Below are 15,821 nucleotides of genomic sequence, written 5' to 3'. Positions count from 1 at the left end.
TGGCACAGGCTGAAACAGAGAAGTCTTAATATGGTTAAAAATATCTCTGCAGCATGTGTCGCAATTACCATCGTATTTACCTTATATCACCGCTTCTTCGGTGAGTTGGCCGGGCTGGTTGTAGCAACATCGTCACTGGTGGTGTTTCTGTTTCTGCAATGGCCCAAAATCAATAACGCCGGACGAATCCTGATGGGCGTAGCCGGCGTCTCTCTGCTGTTCCTTGGTTTAAGTTCTGATCCTCTGGCCACTCTGGAAAGCGCGTTGTCCCGGGCGATTTATTTTGCGACGTTTCTGCTGGCGCTGGCCTTCCTGCGTGTGGCGGCGGTGCATTCCCATATCGTGCGCCAGTGTGGGCAGCTGGTGGTACATCAGCCGCCGTTGAGACGCTACGGCATTATTTCTTTTGCCAGCTATCTGTTCGGCACCATTATTAATTTTGGCGTAGTGCACCTGCTTGGCGAAATGGTGGCCAGGGGCAATACACTGCAATCCGCTGGCGGACTTGAGCACGTGCAGGCAATACGCCGCCGTCGTATGAACCTGGCTATTATGCGCGGTTTCTCGCTGGTGCCGCTGGCATCGCCTTTCTCTATTACGATGGCCGTTATGCTGGCAACGATTCCGGGGCTGGACTGGTTCTCTCTGCTGCCACTGGGTCTGCTGACGGCCGGGCTGTTGCTGTTGTTAGGCTGGTTTCTGGATTACACGACTAATCCGCGTCAGGCGCCGCCGTCGGCACAGTATTCCGGGCCGCAGCTAAGCTGGCTGCCGGCAGTAAAATTTCTGCTGATTGTGATCAGCTTTTTCTCTCTGGCGGTGTTGATCGAGAGGAGTACGAGCGCCAATCTGCCACTGTCGATTGTGGTCGCTAGTCCGGTGATTGGCCTGGCCTGGCTGCTGTTGGAAAATCCGGCCGGACGCAGCCGTAAAGCGCTGACGTCGTCTTTGCAGATTCTGCGTCAGCAGTTTCCGGTAGAAGCGACCGCAACCCGTTCAGAAATTGCGATTCTTGGAGCCGCCAGTATTTTTGGTGTGATTATGGCGGAATTACTGCCCCATGATGTGATTGTCGACAGCGTGAATTTTCTGCAGTTATCTGGCTGGATTCTGGCGTTGGTGGCCGGCAGTGTGATTATCCTGTTGGCTCAGTTTGGCATTAACCCGATTGCCAGTGCAGCAATTATTGCAGCGGCGCTGACACCGGCTGAATCGTTTGGTCTGCAGCCACAGGTGCTGGCTCTGGGTCTGATGGCCGGCTGGAGTCTGGCGATGAATTCGTCCCCTGTGATGATTACCGCTCTGCTGATCAGCAGCACTACCGGCACAAATCCGCGCGAGATTACCTATCGCTGGAATTTGCTCTACAACTGTGTGGCATTTGTTGTTCTGGCTGTGTGGGTTTTTGCTCTGGATTACATTCTGCGAACCTGACCCCGGGGGAATCTGGTTTAAGCAGAACAAGAAAAAGAGAAAAGCAGAAAAAGAGAAAAGCGAACGCGCTCCCGTGCGGAAGCGCGCAGCTGTTTAACGGATCACACCTTTATCGCGCAGCGCATCCAGCGTCTGCGGATCTTCATGCAACAACTCAGACAGAACATCACGGGTATGTTCGCCCAACTGAGGTGGCGCTGAATCGGCATTCATTGCCTGCTCGTTCATGCGCACCGGATTAGATACCAGATCAATGCTGCTGGCCTGCCCACGCTCCATGGTCAGTTGTGTGCCACGGTGCTTAACCTGTGGGTCATCAAATACCTGCTCAATGCTGTTGATTGGTCCGCAGGGTACACCGGCCTTTTTCAGCTCACTGAGCCAGAATTCAGACGGCTGCTGACGTACGATCGCTTCCAGTAAAGGCACCAGTTGCGCACGTTGCTCAACGCGTTGACGGTTAGTGGTATAAAGCCCGCTTGCAAGCAATTCAGAGGCATTGGCGACATCACAGAATTTCTCAAACTGTGAGTCGTTGCCGACCGCCAGAATGATATGACCATCCGCTGTGGCAAATGCCTGGTAGGGCACAATATTCGGATGCGAATTACCCAGCCGGGTCGGGGATACACCTGAGGTCAGATAATTCAGCGCCTGATTCGCCAGCGTGGCCACCTGCACATCCAGCAGAGACAGATCGATATGCACGGCTTTGGCGCCGTTGCGCTCGCGGTCCAGCAGCGCGGATAAAACAGAGCTGGCAGCATACATGCCGGTAAATAAATCGGTTACCGCCACGCCGGTTTTAACCGGGCCACCGCCCACTTCGCTGTCTGCTTTGCCGGTAATACCCATCAGCCCGCCCATGCCCTGAATCAGAAAGTCGTAACCCGTACGTGGCGCGTAAGGGCCGGACTGACCGAAGCCAGTGATTGAGCAATAGATGATGTCAGGGTTAACCTGCTTCAGACTGTCGAAATCGAGACCGTATTTTGCCAGCCCACCGACTTTGAAGTTTTCCAGTACCACATCCGATTCGGCCGCCAGTTTGCGGATCAGGGCCTGACCTTCGCTGGATGCAATATCGATGGCAACCGATTTTTTACCGCGGTTAGCGCATAAGAAATAGGCGGATTCGCCGGTGTCTTCAATAAAGGGAGGTCCCCAGCCACGGGTATCATCACCGCGTTGCGGGTGTTCTATTTTAATGACTTCCGCTCCCATATCGGCCAGATGCTGGCTGCACCAGGGGCCGGCTAATATGCGCGAAAGATCCAGTACGCGAATACCGGTAAGGGGTTTTGTCATGGCACAACTCCGTACCGGGGGAATATCCCCCGGCAGTGTGGTGTGAAATCAGGGCTTAAAAGAACGCCTGAATGTCGGTTTGCGCGCGGCCCAGAATCAGGGCGTGCACATCGTGAGTGCCTTCATAGGTGTTTACTGTTTCCAGGTTCACCATATGACGGATCACACCAAACTCATCAGAGATACCGTTACCACCGTGCATATCGCGGGATACGCGGGCAATATCCAGTGCCTTGCCACAGTTGTTGCGTTTGATCAGAGAAATCATCTCAGGTGCCCAGTTGCCGGCATCCATCAGACGGCCTACCTGCAGAGCGGCCTGTAGGCCCAGAGTGATTTCAGTCTGCATATTGGCCAGTTTCAGCTGAACCAGCTGAGTGGCGGCCAGCGGGCGGCCAAACTGTTTGCGGTCCAGAGTGTACTGACGGGCAGCGTGCCAGCAGAATTCCGCGGCGCCCAATACACCCCAGGCAATACCGAAGCGGGCTTTGTTCAGACAACCAAACGGGCCGGACAAACCGCTGGCTTCCGGCAGCAGGTTTTCTTCCGGTACAAACGCTTCATCCAGAACGATTTCACCGGTGACGGAAGCGCGCAGGCTGAGCTTGCCTTCGATCTTAGGTGTGGAGAAGCCTTTGGTGCCACGCTCAACGATAAAGCCTTTGATTTTGTTATCGTGGGCTTCGGATTTGGCCCAGACCACAGCGATGTCCGCGATCGGGCTGTTGGTGATCCACATCTTCTGGCCACTCAGCAGATAACCGCCATCCACTTTTTTCGCACGGGTGATCATCGAACCCGGATCAGAGCCATGGTCAGGCTCAGTCAGACCAAAACAACCAACCATTTCGCCACTGGCCAGCTTCGGCAGATACTTCTGCTTCTGCTCTTCTGAGCCATAAGCTTCAATCGGATACATCACCAGAGAGGACTGCACACTCATGGCAGAGCGGTAGCCGGAGTCAACGCGTTCAACTTCACGGGCAATCAGACCGTAGGCAACATGGCTCAGGCCGGCACCGCCGTACTGCTCAGCAACAGTCGCACCGAGCATACCCATTTCACCCATCTGACTCATGATGTCACGGTCGAAAGATTCGTTACGGTAGCCTTCCAGTACTTTTGGCTGCAGTACCTGTTGGCTGAAAGCGCGGGCGGAATCAGAAATCTGGCGCTCGTCTTCGGTCAGTTGCTGATCGAGAAGCAGGGCATCGTCCCATTTAAAACGCTGTGTTGAGCTCATCTTATTATCCTGTGTTTAGCCATTTTTACTGCCTCCGGATTGCCCTGAAGCAGCGGTTAAAATCCATACTATTGTATTTATACGTATAAATACAATAGTTAGGTTGTTCGCATTTATACGGGCGGTGTGACATTATTTCGCCTTACAAATACGGGTCAGGGATATGCAGTTAAACGAGTTTTCATCGCCAAAGCGGGTTAAGCGCTCCGATCAGATAGTGAGTGCCATCAAGCGCTGGGTCGCGGTAAACGAGAAGCAGCCCGGTGACCGTCTTCCTAATGAACGTGATCTGATGGAGCAGTTCGATTGCTCTAAAGGCACCGTCCGTGAAGCACTCAAATCACTGGAAGTACAGGGACTCATTTCAGTAAAAACTGGCCCGAATGGTGGCGCGGTGCTGGAGTCTGTTCCTTATGAGCGTGCCAGTGAGCTGCTGCGCAACTTCCTCCATTTCGAACGCCCCAGTGGTCCGGATGTTTACGCACTGCGCTCCCTGATCGAGCCTGAGATCGCTGCCCTGGCGACTCCCAACCTGACTGAAGACGATCTCACCTACCTGCAGGGGCTGGTGGATCTTGGTCACGATGCTCCGAAAACCTTCGATGAGCGTGTTGAGCAACGCTTTGCCGAGCTGGAATTTCATATCCGTCTCGCGCAGCGCTGTAACAGCCCGATGCTGTCGTTTATGGGGCGCTTTCTCAATGACATGATCCGTGATCTGGTGATCTTCAAAAAATCCTCACTGCCGGAACAGCGCGAGTTCTCCTGCGCCAATCTGCATTACCACGAAGAACTGATGCTGGCATTCCGTGCCAAAGACGCAGAGCAGGCGCGCAGGCTGATGGCTGACCATATGGCATCGGCGGAACACTTTAACCGCGAGCTCGAGGGCAAGCTGAAAGAGTACTTCCTCGGCTCTTCCGACTGAGACAGCGATGGTGGAAAAAGGCATCTGAGAAATTGGTCGGGTGTCTGTTTCGCTGAGTGAATGTTAATCAGAGATCCGGCACCCGCTGGACGTATCACTCAGGGCTACACGCCTGCATTCCGGCGCCAGCCTTGTTGCTTCCTCTCTGTTAAGCCGGTTTCCGGGCTGGCTGAGTATGTTGACAAAACCTCTGAATTAAAAAGTTGCGAAAAGCAAAACCGATATGTAGAGTGGAATAACTCTATCGCGGTATGTCATTTCGCTTAGCGAAACAATAATAAAAACCGGAGAATAACAATGAACGTCATCAAGAAATGTCTTACGGGGGCTCTGCTGGCCTCTGTGATCGGCTCTGCACACGCTGGAAAAACCCTGATCTTTGGTGAAGCATCTCCCAACCGCGGCGCCCGCGCAGCGGATGTGCAGTGGTTTGCTGATCAGGTGAATGAGCGCTCTGGCGGTGATCTGAAGATTGATATTCAGTGGGGCGGTGCTTTGTTTAAAGCGAAAGCGGCGCGTGAAGGCATCAGCTACGGCGTTGCCGACATGGGCAGTATTATCCAGGGGTACTTCCCGAAAGAGCTGATCACCACAGGTATCGGTGATGTGCCATTCGAAAACAATGATCCCTGGGTCGGCATCCGCGCCGTTAATGATTTCGCCAAAGACGAACAGGTAGAAAAGCAGCTGGCGGAGCAGAACCTGCGTCTGTTAACCGCTTACAGCGTGGGTTCCGTAAACCTGATCTGTAAAGACAAGCCAGTGAAAACTCTGGCCGATATTGAAGGTATAAAGCTGCGTGGTATCAGTGCCTATGGTTACGTACTGGGTGACCACGGCGCAGGCCTGGTGAATATGTCGGTTTATAAAGTATTTCAGGGGCTGGATACCGGCCTGATCGATTGCGCACAGACATACCTCAGTGCTTCCGCTGCACTGAAACACGATGAAGTCTCCAAATACATCACCAAACTCAACTGGGGTGTATTCTCCGGTCTGGGTATTTACATCAACAATGACGTTTACCAGTCGCTGACAGCGTCCCAACAAAAGGTGCTGGATGAGGTTGCGGCTGCGTTTGCCGATCATCACGGCCGCAACGTGATCAGTGCAGATGTCGCAGGTGAAAAATCGCTGGTAGCTAACGGCATGGTAGCCAATGACCTGGCTGCTGAAGACACTGCAACCCTGATTAAAGACAGTAAAAAATACGTTCAGGACTGGGTCAGCAAGGCTGACGAAAGCGGCCTGGACGGTGACCGCCTGCTGAAGAAATATCAGGCTCTGCTGAGCAAATACAAATCCGAAATCGATGAGTCAGGTTATCCCTGGGATCAGAAGTAAGAGATAACAATAATAAGATGACAGCCCGGCAACGGGCTGTTTTTCGGAGTCGTTATGCTTAAAAAAACAGAAGAACTTCTGCTTTATGTTGCAGGTTTCTGCATCGTCGGGTTGGGCACTGTGATTACCCTGACCGTGATTCTGCGCAACCTGTTTAATACCGGCGTGCCGGATGTGGTAACCATCGTTGGTGAGCTGATGATGGGCGGTATCTTTCTGCCACTGGCCTACGTTACCCGCGCGAACCAGCACATCGCGATCGATTTTCTGTTTAACCTGTTCGGCAAGCGCGTAAAGCTCTTTATTCTGCTGCTTGGCTCTCTGCTTGTACTGGCACCCATGCTGTTAATGGTTATGGCATCCTGGGGTTCCTTCAGCCACGCACTGGCGAGCGGATCTTATTTCTCCGGTGAACTTGAATTACCGGAATGGCCGGGCCGCCTGTTCTTCTTTGTTGGTCTGGCGTTCTTTTACCTGCGCCTGCTGATTATTTGTTTCCATGATGCTCTCGCTTTTATCCGCGCTGATGAAAAATACCTGAGTAAACGTACCAGCTCCCATGATGTAGCAGAGGAGGCTTGACCGATGGAACCGATTACCCTGGGCCTTATTGGCTTTGCCTGTGCTCTGGTTATGCTCGCCCTGCGTGTCCCTATTTCATTTACACTGGCGGGCGTGTCGTCATCATTTATTTTTCTCTTTTTCCTCAACCGGGGAATGGATTTTGAGCGCGCACTGAAACCAACGCTGACCATGATCTCAGGGACGGCTTACGATCTGGTTCACTCCTATGATCTGAGTATGATCCCGCTGTTTATTCTGCTCGGACATATTGCCTATCACACCGGCATGACCAGTGACATCTATAAAGCAGCGCGTGTCTGGCTGATGAAATTGCCCGGCGGTGTGGCCATGGCATCGGTATTAGGCTGTGGCGGATTCTCTGCCATTTCGGGCTCAAGCATGGCCTGTGCATCGGCCATGGGACGCATCTGCGTACCCGAAATGCTGGAAGCCAAATACGATAAAAAGCTCGCCAGCGCGTCTGTTGCGGTTGGCGGTACGCTGGGGTCGCTGATTCCGCCCAGTGTGTTATTTATCCTTTATGGCATCTTTACTGAAGTATCGATTAACCAGCTGTTTATGGCCGGTGTTCTGCCCGGCATCATCTCCATGCTTGCCTACCTTCTGGTTATTTTTATCTGGGTGAAAAGCTCCCCCGGTGTAGCGCCGGGAATAGAAGGAGACAGCCAGCTGAGCAAGCTGAAAGTGGCGCTGGATTGCTGGCCGGTACTCCTGCTGTTTTTCATTATTATTGGCGGTATCTACAGCGGCTTCTTTACCGCAACCGAAGCGGCTGGTGTCAGCACCATGATTGCAGTGATCGTCGGGGTTAAACAGAAAAAGCTGAATATGGCTAAGTTTCTCGATTCAGTAAAAGAAACCTGCCTGCAATCAACCTCTATTTTCTTTATTGCCGCTGGTGCCAAAATCTTTGTTGGCTTTATCGCCCTGACCGGGATAGCACCGGAAATTGCTGAAACCATTACCTCCATGGATCTGTCAGTGTGGATGTTGCTGATCATGATCGCCGTGATCTATTTTGTGCTCGGCATGTTCCTCGATCCGCTGGGCATTATGGTACTGACCCTGCCATTTCTGATTCCTATGGTGGAAGGCTACGGCCTGAACCTGATTTGGTTTGGCGTGATTATCGTGAAACTGCTGGAAATCAGCCTGATTACACCACCGGTCGGACTGAACGTATTCGTGATCGGCAGCGTGGTCCGCGGCCAGGTATCCGTGGGTGAAATCTTTATGGGTGTAACCCGCTTCCTGCTGGCAGACCTGCTGGTACTGGCAGCAATCATCGCCTTCCCGATCATCTCTCTGCTGCTGCCCAACACCTCATTCTGACTGGCTCAGTAAACCTTGTTTGCTCCCTCCCTGTGCCCGCCTTTGGCGGGCTTTTTTGTGGATTATAGGGAGCGGCGGAGGAAGGGCGAATTGTTACGGTTGGCCTGATGTAACCACTGGTACAGTTTTCTGATATGGTTATAACTAACTCGTGCGCGCAGGGCTTCGGCTCTGTTAGCACGTATCAGATTGATACCAGAGCCCGAGTTTCAGGATGAACAATCACTCCAGCCCGGTTCTTGAGCGGATAAAAAAGCTTAAGACAGCAACCATCACTGGCCAGCGTGCCCCGCATAAGCCTCTGTTACTTCTGTTGGCCCTTGCTGCCTGGCAAAAGGGCAGCAAGCAGGTAGCTTTTGCAGATATTGAAGCGCCACTGCGCAACCTGTTGCGCAACTGGGCACCGCCAACGAAGGGAAGCCCGCAGCCCGAGCTGCCCTATTGGTATCTGCAATCGGATGATCTCTGGCAGGTACTGAGCGATCGCGAGCTGCAACGTAAAACCAGTGGCTTTCCGACTCTCGCATCTCTGCGCCAGACCTCTGGTTCTCTCTGTGAAGACGTACAGCAGTGGCTTACCCAGGATAATTCTGCGCTGTTCACCATCGCCTGGTACCTGCTGGAAGAATACTTTCTGCCAACCACCTATGAAGCAGTACTGGACGATTGTGGACTGAGCATCCCACCGCCGGATTCTGCCGGTAGTTTCAATACTGATACCGTCAGCGACATACTGGAAAAACGTAAGCGATCTGCAGACTTCCGCCGCGATGTACTGAAAGCTTACGATTACTGCTGCGCTGTAACTGGTTTTGAAATACGCATCGGTGGCGGAGCCTCCATTGGCTGTGAAGCCGCCCATATTCAGGCCCACGCTTTTAATGGCCCGGATACTGTTGATAACGGGCTGGTACTGGAGCCGACCCTTCACCTCCTGTTTGATCGTGGGATCTGGTCTCTGTCTGATGACAGGCGCATTATCGTGTCGAAGGAATTTACCGGCAGCGATGTGGCACTAAAACGCATCCGGGATATGCACGGCCAGCTGATACGCGATCCTGCTCCAGGCTACCCACAGCTGAATCCGGAATACATCCGCTGGCATCGGGAGGCTAAGTTGGGTGGGGTGTTCAGAGCGCCGGCGTTGGCTTGATATATAGGCTTAGGCTACTCCTATGATTACAGAGTTTAGTGGCCGCCCAATAGGCGGAAGTAGTGCATGGCCTTCACCAGAATGGCGGCCCGCAGCTGGTACGGATTGAGTGAGCGTCGATTTGACTAGAACTTAAGGCTTGCTAGCGAATGGTGCCTATTGTTAGGTTTATTACAATCGGGTTGGTATGTGACTGAATTTGGCTATGATAGCTATTTTATTGTTGGTTCATAGAGTGTTCGTGAGAGTAATTAAATTGCTGAACCGAAACCTGCTGTATAAGCCGATGTATTCAGCTTTGTAAGAAAAATTGGGCCTGGAGCTTTTCATAAAGATAAAGATGAAGATGCGGTTGAACGGTATGTTCAGGCAACGGCGTTGGAACTTATCAATTCAGTGCGAATGCGTAAACGAGTTCGGATTCGATAACGTTTGTCGAATACTATTTAGCAATACAAATTGCCATGGGGACTAATTAGTGGCTAATCCTCGAAGCCTTGTCTACCAATTGCACCAGCACTGGGAGCTGGTCGAGGTGATGGTGCGTGTCAGTCGTGACCATCCAGAGCTGGATGAAGAGCAGGCACTACACTTAGTTGGTAAAGTAGACCCGGATAACAGCGAACCCGGTGCAGTATTGCGCTCATTGCTCAATGCCGATCTCTTGCAACTTGTTCCCCGTTCAGGAGGGCTCGTTGTTAACCCTACGGTGCTAGAGTTTGTTCGCGGCTTAACCCATGAGCATGAGCTTGGACTTTCTTCCGTTTTGGCGGCAAGGGTTGCGGCCATTCGCACAGCGACTGAATCCCTTAACCAAGCTCTGGCCAATGGTGATAATGATCAACTGCGTCAGTCCGCTCGACAGCTAGGCGATTTATTCCGGCAAATCAGTCTTCAGCTTCACCAGGATCGTGATGCCATTTTGGATATTGCCGAGCAGGCGCGTTCTGCTGATAGCGCGATGCCTCTCGCAAGGCGCTACCGTCGGGTACTGGAAGCATACGACCAATACATCGAGCCCATGAATGAAATGATGGACTCCGGACCAGATGGAACCTTTTATCGGTACCTGGAAGGTGCCGATGAAGCGTTGGAAGTGATCTATGAGAAACTCAGTGTTCAGGGGGCGCTCTACAGTCATCGGCGTCAAATTAGGCAGGTGTCCTATCAGGCAAAGGAATTAAGGCGTATAGGCCGGACGATTTCTCAGCAGTGTGCGGATACCTTATTGCCCCTCAGGGAGGAGCTTCGGGCTCACAGCAATCTCGCCTCATCGATCAGTAAGCTACTTGGTCAGGTTAGAAAACGCGGCCTGCGTCGTTCTATTCCATTGGAATTTGAGGGGCAGAGATTGCCTTCTTGCCGTCAGGAGCGATTTTCCAGGATCTCTGTAGGTGATGAGGTCTTGACGATCATTAGTGAGGCGAAAAACTATCAGCCTGTGGCAGAACCGTTTCCAGAGCCTGATGAGTCTGCTCAGTTGGACTTTCACGAGTGGGTTGATCAAACGGCTGTGATCGAACATTTAAAACGATCATTGCCGGTTGATCACCTGATGAGTTGGCTGAGTGAACATTATGGCCACCTGCCCGATGCATTAGTGTTACAGCTCTACCATGAACTGGTTCGATCTTCGGACTGGCACAGCTACTTGCAACCTGAAGAAATGGCAACCGAACTGAATAGCCTGCGGGTTTATCACCACCCTCACAGGCTGGAGGCCTTATGACAACAGTTAACGTAGAGAAGCTAAGTTGTTTGGCTGAGATTTTCACTCGGCTTAGCAAAAATGGTGAGCATATCAATCGCGCATCCGATCCGCTGGTGTGGGCGAACCTTGAACAGGAGCGCGACGCCTACGAGACGTTATTCTCGTCGTTGGGGTATGACTTGAGGGTCGATAGTCGTGGTTTTGCTTGGTTCCATAATACAGAGAGTAGTACATCGTCTAATCAGAATACGCGGCGATTAGCACTTTTTTTCATGGTGATATTTGAGTTTCAAGGAGATGCAGGAAAGCCGCTAAGTCGCTTTACGGATTGGCGTATTGATCGAGAGCTATTGGATGAAGCTTACAGCCAGCATAAGGAAGTCTTATCGGCGGAAGGGATTTTATTGGATGACTTTCCGGATATAGCGAAAACAGCAGAGCGATTTGGCTTCATGTCTAAAGACGCTGGTGCTTATTATTTACTGCCAGCAGTTTACCGCTACCTTGATCACTTCGAAGCTCTGGCAACTAGCATTGATGGTGATTTTGGTCTGGACGATGAAGGCTCCGTGCTGGATAACGATAAGGAAGAAGTCCATGAATCCTGATACAGCCTTGAGCGATAAAGCAAAGACCATGCGTGTAGATACGGCCATGCAGCGATTCGACTTTTCCGGTTTTCAGCGACTGGTGTTGCTGGGCAGTGCCGGATATTCACGAGCGGAATTGCCGCTGGATGAGTCAGTTTCCCTCATAGCCCCAAATAATACCGGCAAAACCAGTCTGATTAATGCACTGCAATTTCTCCTGATCATTAATAAGCGGCGCATGGACTTTGGTGCTCATGATGTGGATAAAAGTCGCCAGTTCTATTTTCCGAATAACAGCGCTTATATTTTGCTGGAGGCAACACTACCCAATATAGGGACGGTCGTTCTTGGGTGTGTCGGCAAAGGCGTCAGCCACGATTATCAATATTTTGCCTATAAAGGGCAGCTCAACGTCGATGAGTTCCGGACCAATGACGGAAAATTGGTTGCTCAGCCTGAGTTAATTGCACATCTCGCTCAATACGGAAAATCCGTTTTTACCTATAACCCGGGTGATTTCGCCAATATTCTTTACGGTGGGCGAGTTAAACGCGCTGCAAATGAGCCGGATTTTACCGTATTTCGCTTGGAAAACGGCCGAGACTCCGATGCATATCAGCGAGTTCTGACCCGTACTCTACGATTGGATAAACTAAAATCACAGGATGTAAAAGAGCACCTGTTACAAATTTTCAAACACGATGTGATAGACTCAGCCATTGATTTTAAGCAGGCTTGGGATAAGGCATTTGCTGAGATTAATGATGAGAGGGAACAGTATCAAATTGCTGACAATCAGCAAGCGCGTATTGATGTATTAGAATCAAACCGTGATCAGCGACTTGAATTGCGGGGCCAAATTCTGGCTGTGCGTCCCCACATAGAAGCTGCTCTGGAGGGGTGGGAGCAATTCTATACAGATAAATGCAGTGAGATAGCGCAAGCCCAAAAGCTCCTGGAAGATGAACGGCGAGACAGGCTGGGTAATGATCGGAAATTGATTGCAGAACAAACTCAGTTGGCTGCAAAGCTGAAGTCTCTGGCAAGTCATCAGGAGAGCCAAAACGAGCTGGAACGGCAATTTGCGTTGATCTCGGGCCGGGAGGAGCTGGAACAACAGCAAGCGGAAATCAAAAAACAATATGATGCCATAACCACACAAATTGGTCTGGTGAGCAGCCGTACACCCAGCCAAATTGAGCGAGATATAAAGCGCAACCTGTCAGAACAAGAAGCATTAACCCGAGAGTTAGATACTTTGTCAGATAATCTCTGGCAACGTCTAAGTGTGGATCTGCCAGAAGATCAATTAGGAGTGTTAAACCGCCTGTTCAATCGAGAAGTGATGACGCTGGGTGCTAACCAATTTGATCTTGATACAAAAGTGCTAAGTTTTGCATTGGTACAAATGGATGCCAATCACTGGAAAATGGAGGGACTGTCTTTCAGTCTTGAATCTCTCACGCCTCAGTATGTTGTCAAAAGTGCTGCGGAAATTCAGCGGCGTCAGAGTGAATTAACAGAGCAGCATAGGGATCTCCTTAAGCAGTTGGATACAGCCAAATCTTTGGATAACGCCAAAGAAAAGAAGGATCATCTGTATGGCCAGCTGACTTCTATAGAACAAGCCCTTAAAGAGTTTGATCAGTTACTTCTCTTGCGTCAGCAGCAGCCAGAACGTGAGATTCATTTAATTGCTGGTGAAGCACGGCAGCATGAGATTCAAAACTTGCTGGTTCAGTCGGAGCAGGCTAGTAAAACTCTGGATGAAAAGGCGACTAAGCTAAACTTGGACGAGTCATCGCTGAATGGTAAGCATCAGCAAATCAGTGAACTCCGCAATCGCCGTGTGGATACCGATCAACGCTTTAGTTATTTGGCTGACCAACCCCATAGGCCGTGGTTAGGTGACTCACAGGTACAACTTGAGAATCTTGCTGAGGCTCTGACGGATTACCAGCGCTTATGCCAACTGTTACTACGATTGGAAGGCGATATCACCGGCCTGCTAAGCGAGCTGCATCACAAAGGCCTGACCAAATTTCAGTATGCCGAGAACGACGAAATTGAAATAGATACATTGATCAATTTTCGTCATCAGCTATCACGTGAAGCTGAAGCGCTGGAGCGCCGTGCTCGCAGTGCAGTGGTGAATGTAACTGCCAGTCTGCGCGACTTGCGTAGCGGACTTTATAGCTTAAAGAGGAGGATGCGCGAATTTAACTCGCTCATCGGAGCTCGGCAGTTATCGGATCTCACCGTCTTTAGGATTGAAGCTCAAGATGACGAAAGCCTGGTTTCTGCCATTGATACCCTGATTGATACTGCTGAAAAAGTGGAGTCAGGTGAAACCTTTACCTTGTTCAATCAGGCTAACGTATTGGATGACGTACATCTGGACAGAGCGCGTCAGCGTTTGATCGATGAGTGCAACGCACGGCAGGGGCTGAGAGTGGCAGACCTTTTTCGGCTCAGCTTCGTCGTTGGTAAGAAAGATCAGGCCCCGGAATCCTTTGACGATCTTGATAGCGCTGCATCCAATGGCACGGTTTTAATGGCCAAGCTCATAACGGGACTGGCCATGTTGCACCTTATGCAGGACAAGCGCCACCGGGTGAAAGCCATCTGTTACCTGGACGAAGCACTGGCTCTCGACACCCGTAACCAGGCCAGTCTCATTGAGACGGCAGCAGAGTTTGGCTTCTCGCTCATATTTGCTTCTCCTTCTCCGCTGACTACGGCGCGTTATTGCGTGCCTATCAGCCAACATCAAGGTCGAAACCATATCAGTCGTGAAAGCTGGCACATTCTGGAGCCTCTGGCAACGCATAGCGGTGGAACTATGACTGGAGTGGGCTCGTGAAAGCGCTATTGGCCGCATTACAGCGTATGGCTAAAGCCGCTGATGGGCAGGTCGCTGCGTCGCAGTTCACTGCGGCGCAAAGAAAGGCTTTGGATCAATTCATCCAGCAGACTCACGCCATTACCTGCCGGACATCTGGCCGAGGAATAACCTATCAGGTCTCACAACCTCAGGTGATTGAAGCGCATCTGCGTTCCATCAGTCCTGGCTTGCTAGAGGAACTATCCGATTCCGTGCCCAATCGGGCGGCCAATATTGCGGCCTACCGCAACAGTAAGGGCGGGGGGCACCGGCATGCGGCGTACTATCTGCTAATGCGTGCCTGTGGTGAGCGAGTGATGTGGCGTGATGCCGACAGCCAACTGGATCTCAGTGATGCTACGGCACGTTATGGTGTAGCGGCGTTGGCAGTTGAGCCAAGTGATACCTGGTGTAGCGCTCAGCCCCTGTGGTTGGTGGAAAACCAGGCGCTATTTGACCGTCTCGACTGGTTGCCAAACTCAGATCTGCAAAAAATCGGCCTGCCACATAACGGCCAAGCCTCAGTTCACTGGTATCGCGGGCAGATTAATAACAACCTGCTGGACTGGCTTGGTGCGTCCGAGCGGGTTCCAGAGGTCGTTCTTTTCCCAGACTACGATGGCGTAGGGTTGCAGAATTATGCCCGTTTACATCAGCGCCTGGGGAATCGCTGTAGCTTGTGGCTCATGCCTGATTGGCAATCCAAGCTGAAAACCTTTGGCAGCAATACCATATGGCGAGATACCAAAAGCGACTTTGATGCCGCAGTGAGCTATCTAAGCCAAGCCATTCCCTCCCAAACTGCACAGGGTGCCGAAATTCACCGCTTGATTACAGCCTTGAGGACCGAAGGCGCAGCCTTGGAACAGGAGGCGATATGGTTGTGACCTTCTTGTTATAAGGGTTCGCTAAGTATTGTATAGTGGTTAACTAATACGTAGTAGCTCAGGCGATCGTTTTCGTTTGAGCATTCTGCCCAAGATTTTGTATCGCTCACTTCGAGTCGAAACTATCAGGGGTTGTTCGTATCGTCCTGATACTCACCCTCTGGGCTGTGCGCAAATCTGTTCCAGACAGATTTGTCTCGTCCTCATCGGGCGGAACGGAGATCTTTGGAACAACAGGCGTTGAACTTGAATCCGAGGCTTCGGAAACAGACTTTTATAGATGGCCCTGAGGATGACCGTCGTCGCAGGCTCCGGTGTTTTCTCCACTCGCAGGCTCGTTACGATTGTCTCTCAGGCGTCCTGCCTTCGCCCCTTCGGGCGCCTGCGGCGGACCAAATTGCTCCCGGCAATTTGTCGAACCT

General features: G+C 51.5%; 12 protein-coding genes. 10 read left to right on the top strand and 2 right to left on the bottom strand.

Going from position 1 to position 15,821, the window contains the following annotated elements; translation table 11 throughout:
- The first annotated feature begins 30 nt into the window (after positions 1 to 30).
- Entirely contained in the window at positions 31 to 1,434 is a 1,404-nt protein-coding gene (locus tag B2Z72_RS06320) for a hypothetical protein (protein WP_296983054.1), read from the top strand.
- 93 nt (positions 1,435 to 1,527) lie between these two features.
- On the opposite strand, the gene B2Z72_RS06315 is transcribed toward B2Z72_RS06320, so the two are convergent.
- Together B2Z72_RS06315 and B2Z72_RS06310 are read right to left on the bottom strand one after the other, a co-directional pair.
- On the bottom strand, positions 1,528 to 2,742 hold the full coding sequence (locus tag B2Z72_RS06315) for a CaiB/BaiF CoA transferase family protein (protein WP_296983053.1): 1,215 nt from the start codon (positions 2,740 to 2,742) through the stop codon (positions 1,528 to 1,530).
- A gap of 55 nt (positions 2,743 to 2,797) precedes the next feature.
- Entirely contained in the window at positions 2,798 to 3,985 is a 1,188-nt protein-coding gene (locus B2Z72_RS06310) for an acyl-CoA dehydrogenase (protein WP_296983052.1), read from the bottom strand.
- A 163-nt stretch (positions 3,986 to 4,148) separates the two neighbouring features.
- On the opposite strand from B2Z72_RS06310, the gene B2Z72_RS06305 reads away from it, so the two are divergent.
- The 9 genes from B2Z72_RS06305 to B2Z72_RS06265 all read left to right on the top strand — a co-directional run bounded on the left by B2Z72_RS06305 (position 4,149) and on the right by B2Z72_RS06265 (position 15,399).
- A complete protein-coding gene (locus tag B2Z72_RS06305) occupies positions 4,149 to 4,913 on the top strand; it encodes a FadR/GntR family transcriptional regulator (RefSeq protein ID WP_296983051.1) in 765 nt (254 codons plus the stop codon).
- 297 nt (positions 4,914 to 5,210) lie between these two features.
- Positions 5,211 to 6,257 (top strand): C4-dicarboxylate TRAP transporter substrate-binding protein, encoded by a 1,047-nt coding sequence (locus tag B2Z72_RS06300; RefSeq protein ID WP_296983050.1) that lies wholly within the window; start codon positions 5,211 to 5,213, stop codon positions 6,255 to 6,257.
- A gap of 54 nt (positions 6,258 to 6,311) precedes the next feature.
- Positions 6,312 to 6,839 (top strand): TRAP transporter small permease, encoded by a 528-nt coding sequence (locus B2Z72_RS06295; protein ID WP_296983049.1) that lies wholly within the window; start codon positions 6,312 to 6,314, stop codon positions 6,837 to 6,839.
- A 3-nt stretch (positions 6,840 to 6,842) separates the two neighbouring features.
- Positions 6,843 to 8,174: a TRAP transporter large permease gene (locus tag B2Z72_RS06290; RefSeq protein ID WP_296983048.1), complete on the top strand. Its 1,332-nt coding sequence runs from the start codon at positions 6,843 to 6,845 to the stop codon at positions 8,172 to 8,174.
- A 214-nt stretch (positions 8,175 to 8,388) separates the two neighbouring features.
- Positions 8,389 to 9,327 carry a phosphorothioated DNA-binding restriction endonuclease gene (locus B2Z72_RS06285; RefSeq protein WP_296983047.1) on the top strand — a complete coding sequence of 313 codons (939 nt, stop codon included), beginning with the start codon at positions 8,389 to 8,391 and terminating at the stop codon, positions 9,325 to 9,327.
- A gap of 478 nt (positions 9,328 to 9,805) precedes the next feature.
- Positions 9,806 to 11,056: a hypothetical protein gene (locus B2Z72_RS06280; RefSeq protein ID WP_297004395.1), complete on the top strand. Its 1,251-nt coding sequence runs from the start codon at positions 9,806 to 9,808 to the stop codon at positions 11,054 to 11,056.
- Entirely contained in the window at positions 11,053 to 11,646 is a 594-nt protein-coding gene (locus B2Z72_RS06275) for a condensin complex protein MksE (RefSeq protein WP_297004392.1), read from the top strand. Before B2Z72_RS06280 ends, B2Z72_RS06275 begins: the two co-directional genes overlap by 4 nt.
- The gene (locus B2Z72_RS06270) at positions 11,636 to 14,491 is read left to right on the top strand and encodes a hypothetical protein (protein WP_297004389.1); all 2,856 of its coding nucleotides are present in this window, start codon (positions 11,636 to 11,638) and stop codon (positions 14,489 to 14,491) included. Before B2Z72_RS06275 ends, B2Z72_RS06270 begins: the two co-directional genes overlap by 11 nt.
- On the top strand, positions 14,488 to 15,399 hold the full coding sequence (locus B2Z72_RS06265) for a DUF7281 domain-containing protein (protein ID WP_297004386.1): 912 nt from the start codon (positions 14,488 to 14,490) through the stop codon (positions 15,397 to 15,399). The genes B2Z72_RS06270 and B2Z72_RS06265 overlap by 4 nt, the downstream gene beginning before the upstream one ends.
- Positions 15,400 to 15,821: the final 422 nt, after the last annotated feature.

It is taken from the genome of Thalassolituus sp. UBA6592, assembly GCF_002433655.1.
GTDB lineage: Bacteria > Pseudomonadota > Gammaproteobacteria > Pseudomonadales > Oceanobacteraceae > Venatoribacter.
Note: the sequence above shows the minus strand (reverse complement) of the source record. Positions and strands in the feature narration are given on the sequence as shown.

What these genes read in the sequence shown, in the direction of transcription:
- B2Z72_RS06295 (WP_296983049.1), top strand. Translation starts at nt 6,312, where the DNA reads ATGCTTAAAAAAACAGAAGAACTTCTGCTTTATGTTGCAGGTTTCTGC.
- B2Z72_RS06270 (WP_297004389.1), top strand. Translation starts at nt 11,636, where the DNA reads ATGAATCCTGATACAGCCTTGAGCGATAAAGCAAAGACCATGCGTGTA.
- B2Z72_RS06285 (WP_296983047.1), top strand. Translation starts at nt 8,389, where the DNA reads ATGAACAATCACTCCAGCCCGGTTCTTGAGCGGATAAAAAAGCTTAAG.
- B2Z72_RS06315 (WP_296983053.1), bottom strand. Translation starts at nt 2,742, where the DNA reads ATGACAAAACCCCTTACCGGTATTCGCGTACTGGATCTTTCGCGCATA.
- B2Z72_RS06275 (WP_297004392.1), top strand. Translation starts at nt 11,053, where the DNA reads ATGACAACAGTTAACGTAGAGAAGCTAAGTTGTTTGGCTGAGATTTTC.
- B2Z72_RS06290 (WP_296983048.1), top strand. Translation starts at nt 6,843, where the DNA reads ATGGAACCGATTACCCTGGGCCTTATTGGCTTTGCCTGTGCTCTGGTT.
- B2Z72_RS06305 (WP_296983051.1), top strand. Translation starts at nt 4,149, where the DNA reads ATGCAGTTAAACGAGTTTTCATCGCCAAAGCGGGTTAAGCGCTCCGAT.
- B2Z72_RS06320 (WP_296983054.1), top strand. Translation starts at nt 31, where the DNA reads ATGGTTAAAAATATCTCTGCAGCATGTGTCGCAATTACCATCGTATTT.
- B2Z72_RS06310 (WP_296983052.1), bottom strand. Translation starts at nt 3,985, where the DNA reads ATGAGCTCAACACAGCGTTTTAAATGGGACGATGCCCTGCTTCTCGAT.
- B2Z72_RS06300 (WP_296983050.1), top strand. Translation starts at nt 5,211, where the DNA reads ATGAACGTCATCAAGAAATGTCTTACGGGGGCTCTGCTGGCCTCTGTG.